Raw genomic sequence first — 15,580 nt, 5'->3', positions numbered from 1 at the left:
TACTATTCAATTAAAATTTTTTAATTGAATACAGCCTGCATTTGGGTATGGCTTCCAAATTTTTGTCAAATAGACACTAACAGATTGCCTGCGCTGGGGTTAGTGGCCCATTGACTCTCATTAAAGTTACGTAATAAAAACTCTATTAGATTGGATAGATTTCAAATAATAGTTGCGTGAGACCGTCTATTATTTGATGAGAGTCATTTTTTTAGTGATGACTCGGTCCTCTACTATTAGTCTGTAAATATATGTGCCACTTGCGACTTTTGAAGCATCCCAATTGATACTATGTAAACCGGCCTGGAATGATTTGTCATTGAAGATAGTAGCTACTTTACGACCCAGGATATCATAGATTTCCAGCGTAGCTTTATTTTGGATAGGCAGGGTGAACCGAATGGTTGTTTCCGGGTTAAAGGGATTAGGGTAGTTTTGCTTGAGATCAATTTTCTTGGGGAGTCCTGAAGCAGCTGTGCCCGGGTCGATACGAAGTGCAAATCGGGCTTTGGCGGGGTCCGATTCGCCTATTATGTGATACTCTTTTTCGAGGATCTGTTCATCTGCTGTATTAGCCTTTGCAGGAGCACCCGGGGTGCGAAATTGATATGTAAATCCTTTTTGAGGGGGGATCTCTTTGCCAGTTTTACGATCAATTAGGGTGACAGACCAACTATAGGGTAATTCTTTAACCTCGGCGATATTCAGTGATACTGTTTTTGAAACCTTTTGACCTTTTTTGAAAACAGCAGCACTGATTGGAATTTCGATTGGGACCCCAAAATTGAGTGGCAAGGCATTGATTGAAAATTGCTTATGATTACGACCAATGGAGAAAAGTTTTGAATAGGTTCCAATTTCAGGGGGCGGTTGCAGATAGTATCCGTCTAGCTGATCTTTTCCAACTCGTGCATTTTCGTGAAAGCTGAAATGGATACTGTTTTTAGTGCCATTGCGCTGCAATGCAATTTCTATAGTGGGGGGAGCGCTACCGGGCACTTTGCCTACAAAATTGCCCCCGAAAGTTTTAGCATCCTGGGTGACGGTAAGTTCGGGATTATCAGCATTGGCTTTTATCCAAAAAGCCTGAAAAGGAGGGATGAGCCCATTTCCCAGGCTTCCGGTTGTACCATTCCAGGTTTTATATGAGCTGGAGTTGGCATCCCATACATAGATGGTTTGATCCACGTTGGTTTTCGTCCATCCGCTACTGTTGTCCCAGTCTATAGAGGCCCCATAAGGATTTCCGACCAAGTTCCATCCGGTATCTGCAGCGGCCGTGTGTGTGATATTGAGGTTCACTTTATTTCCGGTTCCTTCATTTTCTTGTCCAACAACAGAGATCGTATCCGGGAGGGTATCATTGTAACGACTATCCCCAAAGACATCCCCAAAAAGGTATACGTTATGCCCCAAGCCTGAGGGTACCGAAGTTGAGGCCGAGCTGGGGACTCGCCACCGCTGGTTATCGGTCCCCTGATGGGTTTCATCATAGTACAATACATTAGGTTGCAAAGTATCATAAGGGGCGGTAGAAGCATCATAATGTGCTCCATTATATCCTTGAGTGATGAGGCCGTCCAATAAGTTATTATAATTGGTTGCCACTGGTGAGCTAAGCATACGCCAGCCTCGAGATCCCGAAAGAATACGGGTGAATTTTAAATTGCCACTCTGTATCGATTTGGTGTTTGCAATTATACCTTGTCCCGATGGAATGGTAAGTGTACCATTTTCCAGGTAGAGGGTGCCATTGGTTTGAATATTTCCGGTGGCGATCACTCCTGAACTGTTATTGATACGAAGATCATTAATATTTTGGGGTAGCCCGGACCCGGTGTGCTGTAAACTGTTGCCGTCATAAATATAATTTGCGGCATTATTAAATTGTCGGGTACCGGTTTGAATATTGCCTTTATTATTTCCAACTGCAGTAATACCGTCGGAGGCACCTATTTGTAAGGTTCCCCCGTTTTGGAGTGCAAAGGTGCCATCCCCCTCGACCACAAAATTCTTCGTGATAAGGGTATCGCCACTGGCAATATGAAAATTGCCGGTGCTGTTTATCACCAGTTGCTCCAGGTTACTGATATCCTGCGTAGAACCCAGCGTAATGGTATGGTTATTTCCAATAATTGCTTTTTCTCCGTTCTGGGCATTGGGTATGCTGGAGGCTGCCGGTCCGGTATGGCTGTCGGTAGACCATGAGTTGGGGGCATCCCATTGGCCGGTTGTTCTGCTGTAATATGTTATATCAATAAGGACCGTAAAACGTTTTACATGGTCCTGCGATATTTTTTCACCGTCAGCTGACTCTACATCATTTATGGTAAGCGTATACTCGGTATTTTCAGTGAGTTGAGGGGTGACTGTTAAGGTTACGGTAGAGTCGGACGCATTGAGGGTAGCATTGGTTATTGAGATCCCTTTATTGATGGAATAATTAGAAGTGTTGGTTGAGGTCGTGGGATCCATTTTCTGGTCGTACGCTACCAGGACTTCTGTTAGTGAGGGGGTTGTTATTTCGTATACAAAAGGGTCGCCGCTGTCAATAGTACCGTTATTGTTCAAGTCCCCCTGTACGTCAATATTGTCGTCATCATTTACGATTAAAGTGCCATCTTCTTCAATGGTTAAGTCATTTTCAATCGTAATCGTATTTTCTGAAGAGCCGTCGGTTTGTAGCGTTGAACCGGAATCGACCACTACATCATAAAAGTTAAGGTCATTCCCGTTGGTATTAATGGTTTGCGTAGAGTCGCCACTAAAAACAACCGTACTGGTATCAGCATTAAAGTCGCCACCACTCTGAACTGTTATGTCCCCTTCCAGGTTCATATCGGAACCACCGGCGTTAACAGTACCTCCATTGGTAAAAGAGGCATCGCCCCCTACGTTGAACGAGCCGGTGTTGAGATCAAAATCTCCGCCACTTTCAAGAGAGGCATCGCCGGTTACGTTTACAGTTCCCGTATCAATTGATAAATTCCCGTTGCTTTGAAAGTTAGCATTTCCCTGCACATTAAGGGTTCCGTCATCAACATGGATGTTACCATTGCTTTCGGCCGTTAAGTTTGTATTCACGTTAACGGTGCCACTTCCCATATTAAGGGTTCCGTTACTGCGAACATAGCCCTGCCCGTTAAAGGTAATGGTACCGGTATCGAGGTTAATAACTCCACCGCTTCGTACCTCTACATCATTATCAAAAACGGTGTCCCCGTCATCTCCGTTATAGGTACCGTTTATTTCTGAAACACCTGCTATAGTGACATCAGCTGTTTCGGTGTTAAATACTTTGCTGGTTGGCAGATTAAAATTGCCATTAAAGGTTACAGTTCCTGATCCTGCATTAAGGCCGTTACCTTTAATAGTAACATCAACATCACTGATAAAACTACCGGTAGAGATATCGATCAGAGTATTACTGTAATCCATTGAAAAGGCCCCGCCGCTTAGATGCACCGTGCCGCCGCTTTCAATAAAAAGAGTTCCCCCGGATATTATTTCAAGGCCGTTCGTGATGGTAAGTGTTTGATTATTGTTAACGGTAAGCTGCCCTCCGCTGTAGTTCGATATTTGGATGTCGGCTACAGTTACATCAGAATTTGAGATAACCGGAAAGGGATTTCCGCCATTGGGCTCAATAGTCACAGATGCACTACTGGATGGTACACCGGAAGGGCTCCAGTTATTAGGGTTATGCCAATCGGCATCAGTTGTTCCAACCCATGTTTTGCTTTGGGCAAATGTTTGGGTCGAAAAAAGACAGAGCAATCCTCCAATAAAGACCACAAGGAATATATTTCGGTCTTTTAGTGAATGGATCATATCTTGTTGGTATTTAATAATCTCTTAGAAGATTTTGCAAAACCTGTAGTTGCTCCGGATATATGGGCCCATTGTTAGATGGGGCATTAAATGTGAGTATAGCTCTTGTTGGAGTTTTTGAGCAGCGGTTTTGTTAAGAAATCTCAATAATAATTTGTCAATCTACTTTTTAAAACGGTAATAATATCATTAGTATTCATCTTATCGGAACATTTAAATAAAACTTAATGAACTTAGGTATACTTTAATGAAAGGCATTATACTGGCTGGCGGCACGGGTTCCCGTTTATATCCACTCACAAAGGTTACTAATAAACACTTATTACCGATTGGTAATAAGCCGATGATATACTACCCTATCGAAAAGTTAACGGGGGTCGGGATTGATGAAATCCTGATTGTTACCGGTACCGAACACATGGGAGATGTGGTAACCCTCTTGGGGTCTGGCAAAGATTTTGGTTGTCGTTTTACCTATAAGGTGCAAGATGAGGCAGGCGGTATTGCCCAGGCTTTAGGGTTGGCTGAAAACTTTGTAGGAGATGACAGTATGACGGTTATTTTAGGGGATAATATTTTTCAAACTTCGCTGGAAGAAGCAGTGAATTCTTATCCGGGGCAAGGGGCACAGATCTTGTTAAAAGAAGTAGAAGACCCAGAGCGGTTTGGGGTCGCTGAAGTAGATGGAGATAAAATTATTGGCATCGAAGAAAAACCGGACCAGCCGAAGAGCAATTTAGCAGTGACCGGGATGTATATGTATGATGCTCAAGTTTTTGACTATATTCGCACCTTGGAGCCTTCCGACAGGGGAGAGCTGGAGATTACCGATGTCAATAATCATTATATCCAGGAAGATAAAATGCGCTTTTCTGTAATGGAGGGTTGGTGGACTGATGCCGGCACGCCGAAGTCATATAAGAGAGCTAATAAACTTGTAAGCAGTAGTACAGCATGAAATTATTATTGTTGGGAGCTACCGGGCAGCTGGGCAAAGAGTGGCAAAGCTTTTTAGCACAGAATGAAACTGATGATATCGAACTATTAAGCTATACTTCTTCTCAACTTGATATTACACACTACCGGGAGGTATCGGATGAGCTTAGGAAACAAAAGCCGGATGTGGTAGTCAATTGTGCCGCCTACACCGATGTTGATGGGGCTGAGAAACATCGAAAACAAGCTCAAAAAATTAATGTGGAAGCTGTGCTGTATTTGGCGGAATTAAGCCAGCAGTTGGAATTTAAACTGGTGCATTATTCTACAGATTATGTATTTCCGGGCTCTCAGCTTGATAAGCAGGAGTGTCCACGGGGATATCCGGAGGACCATCCCGCAGATCCCATAAACTGGTATGGCAAGACAAAGTGGGAGGGGGAGCAGGCTATTCGAAATACTACCGCAAATCACCTGATTATTCGCGTGTCCTGGCTGTGCGGACAGTTTGGGAGCAATTTTGTGAAGACGATGCTTAAACTGGCGGAGGAACGCGACAGCCTACAAGTTGTGGATGATCAGTGGGGGAGCCCGACCTTTACGGAAGAGGTCGTAAAAAAAAGTTTGGCTCTTTTGAAAAAGGATACCAAAGGTACCTATCATCTCTGTTCCAAGGGTTTGATAAATTGGTACGAATTCGCCCAAACAATTTTTACCTTAAGCGAGATCGATATTACCCTGGAGGCAGTTGACTCATCGGTATTTGCTACCGAAGCTGAGCGTCCTTCTTTTTCAAAGCTGAATACTCAAAAATTGGCAGACGAACTTGGATCGGAGCCGGTAGACTGGAAAGAGGGGCTTACTTCGCTGCTGAAACAGCTTGATGTGAAATAGGTGATACATTAACTAGAGTACTAAACAATTCTAAGCATTATTGAATGAAGATTACGGCAACTAAGATCCCAGATGTACTGCTTTTGCAACCTGAGGTGTACCGGGATGAACGAGGTTTTTTTCTTGAAACCTATCGCGAGGAACTGTTAAAAGCCCATGGATTAGAGCTAAATTTTGTACAGGATAACCTTTCGAAATCTCAGCAGGGTACGGTTCGGGGATTGCATTACCAGATTGAACAGCAGCAGGATAAGCTTATCATGGTGATGCAAGGAAGAATCCTGGATGTAGCCGTTGATTTACGGCGCGATTCTGATACTTTTGGGGAGTACACGGCCACAGAGCTTTCCAGTGAGGCTAAAAATCAGCTTTTTATCCCCAAGGGTTTTGCTCACGGATTTTCAGTATTATCTGAAGACGCACTCGTTTATTATAAGTGTAGCGACTATTATTTTCCTGATGGAGAACGTGGCCTTTATTGGGCTGATCCTGAGCTCGATATCGATTGGCAGGTTGATGACCCTGTGATTTCTGAGAAGGATCAGCATCAGCCGAGGTTCAAAGAAATTGCAAATAAAGATCTCTTTTAAATGAATAAACGTATTCTTGTTACAGGAGGAGCCGGGTTTATTGGGTCTAACCTATTGCTGTATTTGCATGAAAAGTATCCGAACTGTCATTTTTTGAATATCGATAAATTGAGTTATGCTTCCGACTTGACTTATTTGTCGGCTATCAGCGATTCAGATCGCTATACATTTAAGAAAATAGATATTGTTGATCGTGATGCAGTAAGAGAGGTAGTAAGAGAGTTTAAGCCTGAAGCGGTTTTCCACCTGGCAGCTGAATCGCATGTCGATAATTCGATAAAAGGACCCGAGCCTTTCATTAAATCGAATGTGCTGGGCACTTTTAATTTATTGGAAGAGTGCCGACAGTTGTGGCAGGAAGATGAAAACTCTTGGAAGCAAAACAGATTTCTTCATGTGTCTACCGATGAAGTGTATGGAGAGCTGGGTGATGAAGGGGCTTTTTCGGAAGAGACGGCTTATGCGCCGAACTCTCCTTATTCTGCATCAAAGGCAGGCAGTGACTTTATTATCCGGTCTTACTATCATACCTACGGGATGAATGTGGTAACGACCAATTGTTCCAATAACTTTGGTCCCCACCAGCATGATGAGAAATTGATCCCAACGGTTATTCGTACGGCTTTGAATCATGATGATATACCCGTTTATGGCAAAGGGGAAAATGTTCGGGATTGGTTGTATGTTCGAGACCATTGTGCAGCCCTGGATCTCGTTTTTCGGGATGGTCGTTCAGGTGAAACCTATATCGTAGGCGGAGATAACGAGTGGAAAAATATCGATTTAGTTAAGAAGATCTGCGATATCTTGAATGAAGAGGTCGGGGAGGCTCCGTCAGATGATTTTAAAAGCTTGATTACGTTCGTAAAAGATCGTCCCGGTCACGATTTCCGCTATGCGATTGATGCTTCAAAAATTAAAGAGGAGCTTGGTTGGCAGAAAAAACACTCTTTTGAGGAGCGCCTGCGCGAGACCGTGCAGTGGTATATTGAGCGATACAGTGACTAGTACATTAGCTAATTGAGAACCTGAGTGATTAGGTGATTAAGAAGCAGCTAGGAGGTATCCCCGGAGGACCGATAGGGGCTTACAATTTATTAGCTGGTTGGTAGACAGAGCGTATTTTGCCTCCCGTGATATCTAATTCGGTATTTTGTGGTCTGTTGCTACCGTTTTTTGTCTCTCATTTTACATTGACGGAGATCCTGAAAGAGATACTTCGACAAGCTCAGTACATGGTTCAGGATGACATATAGATTATATTTGTAAGGTTTAGCTCATAAATTAGTCTTACTTCTAAAAGACATAATTTTATGGGCTACAAAAACTCATCAGGGAAGTGTGGTTATGTATATATTCTTACAAACAAGTCGAAATCAGTTTTATATATCGGAGTTAGTAGCACATTAGATAAAAGAATAATTGAGCACAAGTATGGGCAGGGCTCAAAATTTACTATCAAATATAATTGTACTATTCTCTTGTATTATGAAAAGTACCCAAATATTAATGAAGCAATTGCTCGCGAAAAGCAACTAAAAAACTGGCACCGATCTTGGAAGTTAAATTTAATTAAGAGTAAAAACCCAACTCTTAATAATCTATGGAAGAACTTATCTTAAATCACTAGTTAAGAAGTTGCTATTTCCTTGCTCGATTTATGAGTCGAGCGCTACACTCGTAACTATATTTCATGTCATCCTGAACTTGTTTCAGGATCTCTTCTCACCCCTTGGAACAGGCTTGTCAATTCGAATCCACCCGAGCTCCAAGTAGGAGGGGTAAGAAATAAAAACCCCACCAGGGTTTAGAGCCCTGGCAGGGGATAGCAAATACTAGAAGACTTAAATTACATCTGCAGTTATTCCGGCAGGTTATTACCGCGCGGTACAAAAGCCTGGATATCGGTAATTTCTCGTCCCAAGATCAGGCCGTGAATATCGTAAGTGCCTTCATAGGTATTAACGGATTCCAGGTTCATTACGTGGTGAATAACCCGGTATTCACCGGTGATACCGTTAGCGCCATGCATATCGCGAGCAATACGGGCAATCTTAAGAGCCGTACCGCAGTTATTACGCTTGGCCAGCGATACCATTGAGTGATGAGAACGGCCTTCATCTTTAAGTTTACCCAACCTCCATGCCAGTAGTTGCATCTGGGTGATATCGGTCAGCATATTAGCCAGCTTTGTTTGCGGAAGCTGATTAGCCGCAATAGGGTGTCCGAACTGCTTGCGTTCCCCCACATATTGACGAGCTTTCTGATAGCAAAACTCAGCAGCACCCACTGTTCCCCAGGCAATACCATAACGCGCACTATTGAGGCAGGTAAAAGGCCCTTTGAGTCCGCGGATATCAGGGAATGCATTTTCATCGGGAACAAATACATCTTCAAAAACCATTTCGCCGGTTTCAGAAGCACGGAGCGACATTTTATGTTTGGTAGCCGGCGCGCTGTAGCCGTCCATATCTTTTTCTACAATAAAGCCTCGAATTTCACCGTCATCATCTTTGCTTTCTTTAGCCTTTGCCCAGACAATACCCACATCAGCAATAGGAGAGTTGGTGATCCACATTTTAGCCCCATTGAGAATCCAGCCGCCGTCTGTTTTTACTGCGGTCGTACTCATGGATCCGGGATCTGAACCGTGATCAGGTTCGGTAAGTCCGAAACACCCGATGAGTTCACCGGTTGCTAATTTTGGCAGAAACCGTTCCTTTTGTTCTTCTGTACCAAACTCATTAATGGGCAGCATAACCAGCGAAGACTGTACCGACATAAAAGAGCGGTAACCCGAGTCAACACGTTCCACTTCTCGGGCGATGAGTCCATAAGCGGTTTGGCTGGCTCCGGTTCCGCCATACTTGGGATCAAGATAAGAACCCAGCAGTCCCAGGTCGCCCATCTCTTTAGCAATTTCAGGATCAAAATATTCTTCCTGGTTCCCTTTTAGTGCCCTTGGTTCAAGCTTAGACTGAGCATACTCACGAGCAGTTTCCATGATCATGCGATCATCTTCACCGAGCTCAGATTCAAAAAGGAAAGGGTCGTCAATATTAAAGCTGTTACTGGCCATAGAGGTAATAATTTTCTGTGTGCATTTTTTCTTTTAGCTAAGGTAAGTGCTTAGCCAATAAATGTAAATGAAGTTTGGTGAACAGTTAATGATTTTCAGGAATTAATGCTGGATGAAATTCAATAACTATTCATATATAATCTTTATCCCCAAAACTCTTTTTTAAGTTCACGGGCAATAATCATCCGCTGTACCTCAGAGGTGCCTTCGCCAATAGTCATAAGTTTGGCATCACGTAAAAGGCGTTCTGCGTGATATTCTTTGATATAGCCGTAGCCCCCGTGAATTTGAACGGCCTCGTTGGCAGCACGAACCGAAAGTTCAGAAGCAAAAAGTTTTGCTTTGGATACGGCCTGGGTAAAAGGCTTACCCTGATCTTTGAGCCATGCAGCCCGGTGGACCAACATGCGAGCTGCATCAATTTCGGTAGCCATATTAGCCAGTTTGGTTTCAATAGCCTGGAAGTCACCGATAGGCGAGCCAAACTGTTTTCGTTCTCCTGAGTATTTCATTGATTCCTCAAGAGCTCCTCGAGCGATACCAACGGAGAGCGCCCCAATACCAATACGTCCGCCGTCAAGCACTTTCATAGTATCAACAAATCCTTTACCCAGTTCGCCCAACAGGTTTTCTTCCGGCACTTTCACATCTTCAAAAACCACTTCCGTAGTATCACTGGATTTCATTCCCAGCTTTTCCATCCCTTTACCGGGCTGTACGCCATCCCAATCTCCTTCTACAATAAAAGCACTAATGCCTTTGGTTCCCTTATCGGGATCCGTTTTGGCGAGCACCACATAGACATCTCCAACCGATCCTTGGGTAATAAATATCTTGGTACCATTCAGTACCCAGTGGTTATCTTTTTTTATCGCTGTAGTTTTCATCCCCGAAGCGTCACTTCCTGAACCCGGTTCGGTTAAGCACCATGCGCCTAACTTTTCTCCTTTGGCCAAAGGGGTTAAATACTGTTCTTTTTGGGATTCATTAGCTGCCAGGGCAATATGTCCGGATCCCAGGGAGGTATGCGAAGCTACGGTGAGGGCCAAGGAGGCATCCCAACGGGCAATTTCTTCGATAGCCAGGCAAAAGCTGACATGTCCTACGCCGCCGCCCCCATATTTTTCGGGGTGAACCATCCCCATAAAGCCTTGCTCAGCAAGCATTTTAACGATATCGTGGGGAAATTCCTTATTTGCATCTCGCTTTTTTACACTCGGGGCAACATGTCGTTCTACAAAATCTTTGATACTGTCTCTGATAAGTTGCTGCTGTTCGGAGAGTTCAAAATTTAGGCCGGATGACTTCTGTAATACGTCGGTGCTCATAAGATGATATCAATGATAGGTTGGGAATTTTTCATAAAGATAAAAATTTTTCAGCAAACAATTGTGCCTTAATAGTGTTTGGCTTGGCCGGCAGTAAGGTGACCTTATAACAAAAGCTTTTGTCGCACAGTTTAGGTTGGGAAGTACATGAAACAGGGATTACAGAGTGTTGAAGGAGGAACAAAAAACAGAGGTCTCTGGTATGTATTGTTGAACGTTGATGAGCAAAATTAACCGCTCACAACATTAATTAGGATTAATTAAAAAATTATAGAGACGATATGTATTTATTCAAGAAAAAAGTTCTCTTTTCAGCGCTTATGTTAGTTTTAGGAGTAGGGTTGATTAGTAATCAAGCTTCAGCTCAGGAAAAAGCAAATGGTAAGCTCTATGGTAAAGTCGTAGATAAAGCGACCGGTCAAGCTCTTTCCGGTGTTGAAGTAACGCTACAAGGAGCCGATCAGAAAGCCACTACCGGAGATAAAGGCATGTATGCGTTTAAATCCCTCGAGGCCGGTAATTATACTGTTGTTATTGAAGCGGACGGATACCAGAAATGGGAGAAGGAAGTGAATGTAACAGCAGAAGGTAAACAGCTTATGATTAAGCTAAAACCACAGAAAGAGTAAGACGAGTTCTTAAATATTATTAAAGTTAGAAAGGCTGCCCGGGAGGGTAGCCTTTTTATTTTGAAGCGACTCTGGTTCCAAGGCTCTGCGTCGGAACTAGGTTGTTTATAATAGCTAGTTGGGGCTGGAATGATATTAAAAAATATGTAAATCGAGATGCCATCTCGATCAATTCATTTATCTGCTAGGTTTTAAAATGTTAATCTGGTCGCAATGATATAAAACTCAGAATCTTTGGATTAAATAAAGTGAATTGTTGAGAAAGCAAAGGAGAGGGATATATGAGGTGTACATTGTTTCTGGTTCCAACGTAGAGCGTTGGAACTATAGATATTACGCGAACTTATTCAATGAGATCCTGAAACAAGTTCAGGATGACATTGGTTTCGTTGGTTCCGACGCAGAGCCCAACTATGCTAAAGCTTCGTTGAACAAGGCATAAGAACGAGATAAGGGTACCGATACCGGCGTAGACCATCGGAACCAGATTGTCTATTTATAATAGCTAGTGGGGGCGATGATATTAAATATTAGGTACGTAGATCGAGATGCTATCTCGATCTACAATCTTTTTTACTGGTTCCACCACAGAGCGTAGGAGTCAGATAAACTATTTAATTACCTAATCTGGTCGCAATGCTCTGCGTTGCGACCTCGTGATAGATATTATCCAAAGTTCCAGGTGACGCCACGACCAATCTCTGGATCCGGGTAATTCCAGTCTACTGCCCCTTGGTCACAGGCATACATACAGGTGCCACATTCAATACAGTCTTCAACCTGGAAATGCACTTTGCCCTCATCATCCATAGTATAGCAGTTCGCCGGACACACATAGGTGGTACACTTATGCGGACAGGTAGAGTTACAGATATCCGTATCAACTTTAATATGAGGCTTAATTTCTGACTTAGCCTGGTTGCGATAACTAACTAAGCCCAAGCGTTTTGGTAGATCGAGTAGTTTCATAATGATTTTGCTCCTTTAAGTCCTATTTTGATCAGATCCCAGTACGAAGAGTGTTCTTTGATTGATTCGGCCATCATCTCACGTGACTTCTTCGTAGGCTCATTGTCGATGGTAAAGAACTTGCGTCCGAAGTCGCAGATCAGGTTCGGCACATCTTTAAACATCTTTGGATTGTGTAGCATATGCACGGCATCCTGGAAATTATTAATATCCTTCATCACATAGCTTTTAGCCAGTGCCTGCTTATACTCTTTAAGCGTATTGCTGGTATAATCGTCGCGCTCCTTAGCTTTAACGATGGTTTCGGCTCCCAGGATTCCCGATCGCATGGCGTAGTCCATTCCTTGTATTGCCTTGCCGGCATTCATTAACAGGTTAGCAGCCTCCCCACAGATTAAAACGCCATCCTTATAAAGTTCTTTTGGCATGACCCGTTTATCACCGGAAGAAACCACATGGGCCGAGTATTCAACAACTTCGCCTCCTTTGATGGTGTCTTGTATCACCGGGTGGCTTTTAAAAGTGTTGAGTATATCATGGGGGCTTTTCTGTTTTTCGCGCATATCTTTAATACCGGCCACCAATCCCAGCGAAATAGTGTCGCGGTTGGTGTAGAGAAAACCGCCGCCTTCAACACCGTCGGTGGCATAGCCCACAAACTCATTGGACATACCGCTGAGACCATTGAGTTGGAAGCGATCTTCCAGCACCTTTTGATCAAAGCGTATGACTTCCTTAATGCCCGTAAGCATATGGTCGGCAGGTACATAATCATCCTGCAGGCCAACCTGGCGGGTCAGAAGATTGTTGACGCCTTCAGAAATGATGACACTGTGGGCATGAAACTCTTCTTCTCCCGTACGGATGCCCACGGCTTTGTCATCTTCCATCAGGATTTCATCCACCTTGATATTGGTAGCAATGAACGATTCCATGGCATAATCGCTCTTGTCGATCTCTTCCTGAACCTTACCGGCCAGCCAGCGATCGAATTTAGAACGCAGCACAACAACCCCGGAATAGGGAGGTTCATTAAAGTGAGATGATTTGAAATCGACCGAAAAGGTTGATTGGTCGTCCATGAAGGTAAGGCGGCGGTGGTTGATAAAGCGTTCCCAGCCTCCGTCTTCCTCTTTCCAATATTCGGGAACGAGCTTTGCGAGGTCATGTCCCCAGAGCACGCCACCGGAGACATTTTTAGACCCGGCAAATTCCCCTTTTTCGATAAGTAGAAACTTCATGTTATTGCGGGCCAGCGTCATCGCAGCTGCCAAGCCGGCAATACCTGCTCCCACAATAATACAATCAAACTTTTCGTCCATCATAATAATTAAGTTTTAGATACAGTCTGATATTAAATACAAACAGCGTACGCAGTAGAGAGAAATATTTTCGTATTGCGCAGTTCGTGTATTTCGTTAGCCCTTAATCTTTTTCAGTTCTTCAATAAAGGGTGGCAGTACCTTATAAAGGTCGCCGACGATACCGTAGTCGGCAATATCGAAGATTGGAGCGTCGGGGTCCTTATTGATAGCAACAATAACTTTACTGTTGGTCATACCCGCAACATGTTGGATTGCCCCCGAAATACCGACAGCGATGTATAGCTGTGGGGAAACAACCTTCCCGGTCTGTCCAATCTGCAGGCTTGGGTCCATAATACCTGCCTCAGTAAGAGCTCGAGAAGCGCCAATACCGGCATTAAGCACAGAAGCCAATTCATTAATCAGATCTTGTCCTTCTTCATCTTTAGCACCACGACCGGCAGCAACAATTGTTTCTGCTTCAGCGAGATCAATCTTATCGCCGGAAGCACCGATAATTTCACGGAGTGTGGCCTGGATTTCACTGTCGTCTATACTGAAATCGATATCTACAACATCGGCATCAGCATCCCCTTCATCCAGATCATAAGAACCTGAACGTACGGATACTAAAATACGATCTCCTTCAGCAACATTGTCAGACAAAATCTTTGCCGCCATAACGGGACGTTTTGCTTCAATCCCCTCATCGGTAAGCTCAAATTCCGAAACGTCTGAGAGTACTGCCGCATCTTGATTTGCTGCTAGGGCACCCAGAATATCTTTGGTGCTTTCGGTAGATCCGAAGCCGAAGATATAGGGTTCCGCTTCGTCCATCACTTTGGTTAACGCTTTAAGGAGCGGAGTATTCATATGATTTTCAAAAATCGGATCTTCAACCGTATAGATGGTAGAAGGGCCGTATTTCTTTACTTCATCAACATAGTTAGAAGCTTCGGCATCGATAATAACTGCTTCTGCAGTATGACGGTTTGCTTCCGCAAGTTGACGCATGTGGGATAATACTTCCAGCGAAGAACGTTTAATTTTTCCGTCGCTGATGGCAATATGGGTTAAAAGAGTACTCATTGTAGGAAATTGTTTTTTCGTTCTAAATTCTTGGGGAACAACGGATGAGCTACAAGCAGATCGGGCTCATTATATGCTGTTCATTAAATAACGTTTTCTTCTTCATCAAGTAGGGTGGCAACCTTCTGAGCAAGCTCTTCTGGTTCGCCTTCAAACTTTTGACCGGGTTCGCGCTCCGGCTTCTCCATATGACCGGTTACCTTGGTTTTGGGCTGCAGGCTGGATTCATCAATATCCAAGTCGCTGAGTGCCACATCTTCTACCGGCTTACGTTTGGATTGCATAATGCCCTTAAGGCTGGGGATGCGTGGCTCGTTCATATCGTTAGAGCATGTTACCAGGCAGGGAGTAGGGAGGCCGATGATCTCTTGTCCGGCATCGCCCTGACGTTTCACTACCAATGTACCTTCTTCGGCTTCAAGCCCTACAGCATTCGTTGCATACGGCAGGTCCAGGTGTTCGCCCAGCATACTTCCTGCCAGCCCGGCATCAGTATCCTGAGACTGTTTACCACATGAAATTACATCGTACTCCTTATCAGAAAAGAAAGTAGCTAAAATATTTGCGTATGTGGCAGAATCGTAATCTTCGTCACCACTGGTAGCAATATGGGTCGCTTTATCGGCTCCCATGGCCAGTGCTTTTCGGATCGTTTCTTTGGCCTTGTCGGGCCCGACGAGCACTACTTCCACTTCGCCGCCGTGCTCTTCTTTGAGTACCAGTGCTTCTTCAACAGCCGAAGCATCATAGGCATTGAGCACCATGCGGTCGGTGTCTTGGATAAGTTTGCCATCCTTAATCTGGATGGGGGCATCAACATCGGGAACTTGTTTTATACAGACGTAAAATTTCATGCGATGAAAATATTTTCAGTTATTATGGGAAAAGTTTCAGATCATCAGGCGAAGAATATACAAAACCTGAGCTTAAA

13 protein-coding genes are annotated in these 15,580 nt (G+C 43.9%); 6 read left to right on the top strand and 7 right to left on the bottom strand.

Features of this window, described 5'->3' with window-relative positions:
* Positions 1 to 189: 189 nt before the first annotated feature.
* Positions 190 to 3,831 carry a DUF8693 domain-containing protein gene (locus G3569_RS05595; protein ID WP_165266918.1) on the bottom strand — a complete coding sequence of 1,214 codons (3,642 nt, stop codon included), beginning with the start codon at positions 3,829 to 3,831 and terminating at the stop codon, positions 190 to 192.
* 247 nt (positions 3,832 to 4,078) lie between these two features.
* Here G3569_RS05595 and G3569_RS05590 point away from each other — a divergent pair, with 247 nt between their 5' ends.
* The 5 genes from G3569_RS05590 to G3569_RS05570 all read left to right on the top strand — a co-directional run bounded on the left by G3569_RS05590 (position 4,079) and on the right by G3569_RS05570 (position 7,873).
* On the top strand, positions 4,079 to 4,789 hold the full coding sequence (locus G3569_RS05590) for a sugar phosphate nucleotidyltransferase (protein ID WP_165266916.1): 711 nt from the start codon (positions 4,079 to 4,081) through the stop codon (positions 4,787 to 4,789).
* On the top strand, positions 4,786 to 5,661 hold the full coding sequence (rfbD, locus tag G3569_RS05585) for a dTDP-4-dehydrorhamnose reductase (protein ID WP_165266914.1): 876 nt from the start codon (positions 4,786 to 4,788) through the stop codon (positions 5,659 to 5,661). The genes G3569_RS05590 and rfbD overlap by 4 nt, the downstream gene beginning before the upstream one ends.
* Positions 5,662 to 5,705: 44 nt before the next feature.
* On the top strand, positions 5,706 to 6,251 hold the full coding sequence (gene rfbC / locus G3569_RS05580; protein ID WP_165266912.1) for a dTDP-4-dehydrorhamnose 3,5-epimerase: 546 nt from the start codon (positions 5,706 to 5,708) through the stop codon (positions 6,249 to 6,251).
* Complete coding sequence (rfbB, locus tag G3569_RS05575; protein ID WP_165266910.1) at positions 6,252 to 7,259, top strand: dTDP-glucose 4,6-dehydratase; 1,008 nt, start codon at positions 6,252 to 6,254, stop codon at positions 7,257 to 7,259.
* Between the two features lie 305 nt (positions 7,260 to 7,564).
* The gene (locus G3569_RS05570) at positions 7,565 to 7,873 is read left to right on the top strand and encodes a GIY-YIG nuclease family protein (protein ID WP_165266908.1); all 309 of its coding nucleotides are present in this window, start codon (positions 7,565 to 7,567) and stop codon (positions 7,871 to 7,873) included.
* A gap of 239 nt (positions 7,874 to 8,112) precedes the next feature.
* Here G3569_RS05570 and G3569_RS05565 read toward each other — a convergent pair whose 3' ends face one another.
* Positions 8,113 to 9,330 carry an acyl-CoA dehydrogenase gene (locus G3569_RS05565; protein WP_165266906.1) on the bottom strand — a complete coding sequence of 406 codons (1,218 nt, stop codon included), beginning with the start codon at positions 9,328 to 9,330 and terminating at the stop codon, positions 8,113 to 8,115.
* Between the two features lie 143 nt (positions 9,331 to 9,473).
* Positions 9,474 to 10,658, bottom strand: coding sequence for an acyl-CoA dehydrogenase family protein (locus G3569_RS05560; protein WP_165266904.1), 1,185 nt, complete (start codon positions 10,656 to 10,658; stop codon positions 9,474 to 9,476).
* A gap of 281 nt (positions 10,659 to 10,939) precedes the next feature.
* Here G3569_RS05560 and G3569_RS05555 point away from each other — a divergent pair, with 281 nt between their 5' ends.
* Positions 10,940 to 11,287, top strand: coding sequence for a carboxypeptidase regulatory-like domain-containing protein (locus tag G3569_RS05555; protein WP_165266902.1), 348 nt, complete (start codon positions 10,940 to 10,942; stop codon positions 11,285 to 11,287).
* 666 nt (positions 11,288 to 11,953) lie between these two features.
* On the opposite strand, the gene G3569_RS05550 is transcribed toward G3569_RS05555, so the two are convergent.
* The 4 genes from G3569_RS05550 to G3569_RS05535 all read right to left on the bottom strand — a co-directional run bounded on the left by G3569_RS05550 (position 11,954) and on the right by G3569_RS05535 (position 15,503).
* Positions 11,954 to 12,256: a ferredoxin family protein gene (locus tag G3569_RS05550; protein WP_165266900.1), complete on the bottom strand. Its 303-nt coding sequence runs from the start codon at positions 12,254 to 12,256 to the stop codon at positions 11,954 to 11,956.
* Positions 12,253 to 13,581 carry an FAD-dependent oxidoreductase gene (locus G3569_RS05545; protein WP_165266898.1) on the bottom strand — a complete coding sequence of 443 codons (1,329 nt, stop codon included), beginning with the start codon at positions 13,579 to 13,581 and terminating at the stop codon, positions 12,253 to 12,255. The genes G3569_RS05550 and G3569_RS05545 overlap by 4 nt, the downstream gene beginning before the upstream one ends.
* A gap of 93 nt (positions 13,582 to 13,674) precedes the next feature.
* On the bottom strand, positions 13,675 to 14,649 hold the full coding sequence (locus G3569_RS05540) for an electron transfer flavoprotein subunit alpha/FixB family protein (protein WP_165266896.1): 975 nt from the start codon (positions 14,647 to 14,649) through the stop codon (positions 13,675 to 13,677).
* Positions 14,650 to 14,732: 83 nt separating this feature from the next.
* Positions 14,733 to 15,503 carry an electron transfer flavoprotein subunit beta/FixA family protein gene (locus tag G3569_RS05535; RefSeq protein ID WP_165266894.1) on the bottom strand — a complete coding sequence of 257 codons (771 nt, stop codon included), beginning with the start codon at positions 15,501 to 15,503 and terminating at the stop codon, positions 14,733 to 14,735.
* Between the last annotated feature and the right edge of the window lie 77 nt (positions 15,504 to 15,580).

It is taken from the genome of Fodinibius halophilus (genome assembly GCF_011059105.1).
Taxonomy (GTDB): domain Bacteria; phylum Bacteroidota; class Rhodothermia; order Balneolales; family Balneolaceae; genus Fodinibius; species Fodinibius halophilus.
The sequence above is the reverse complement of the archived record's forward strand: the minus strand, read 5'-3'. Positions and strand labels throughout refer to the sequence as shown.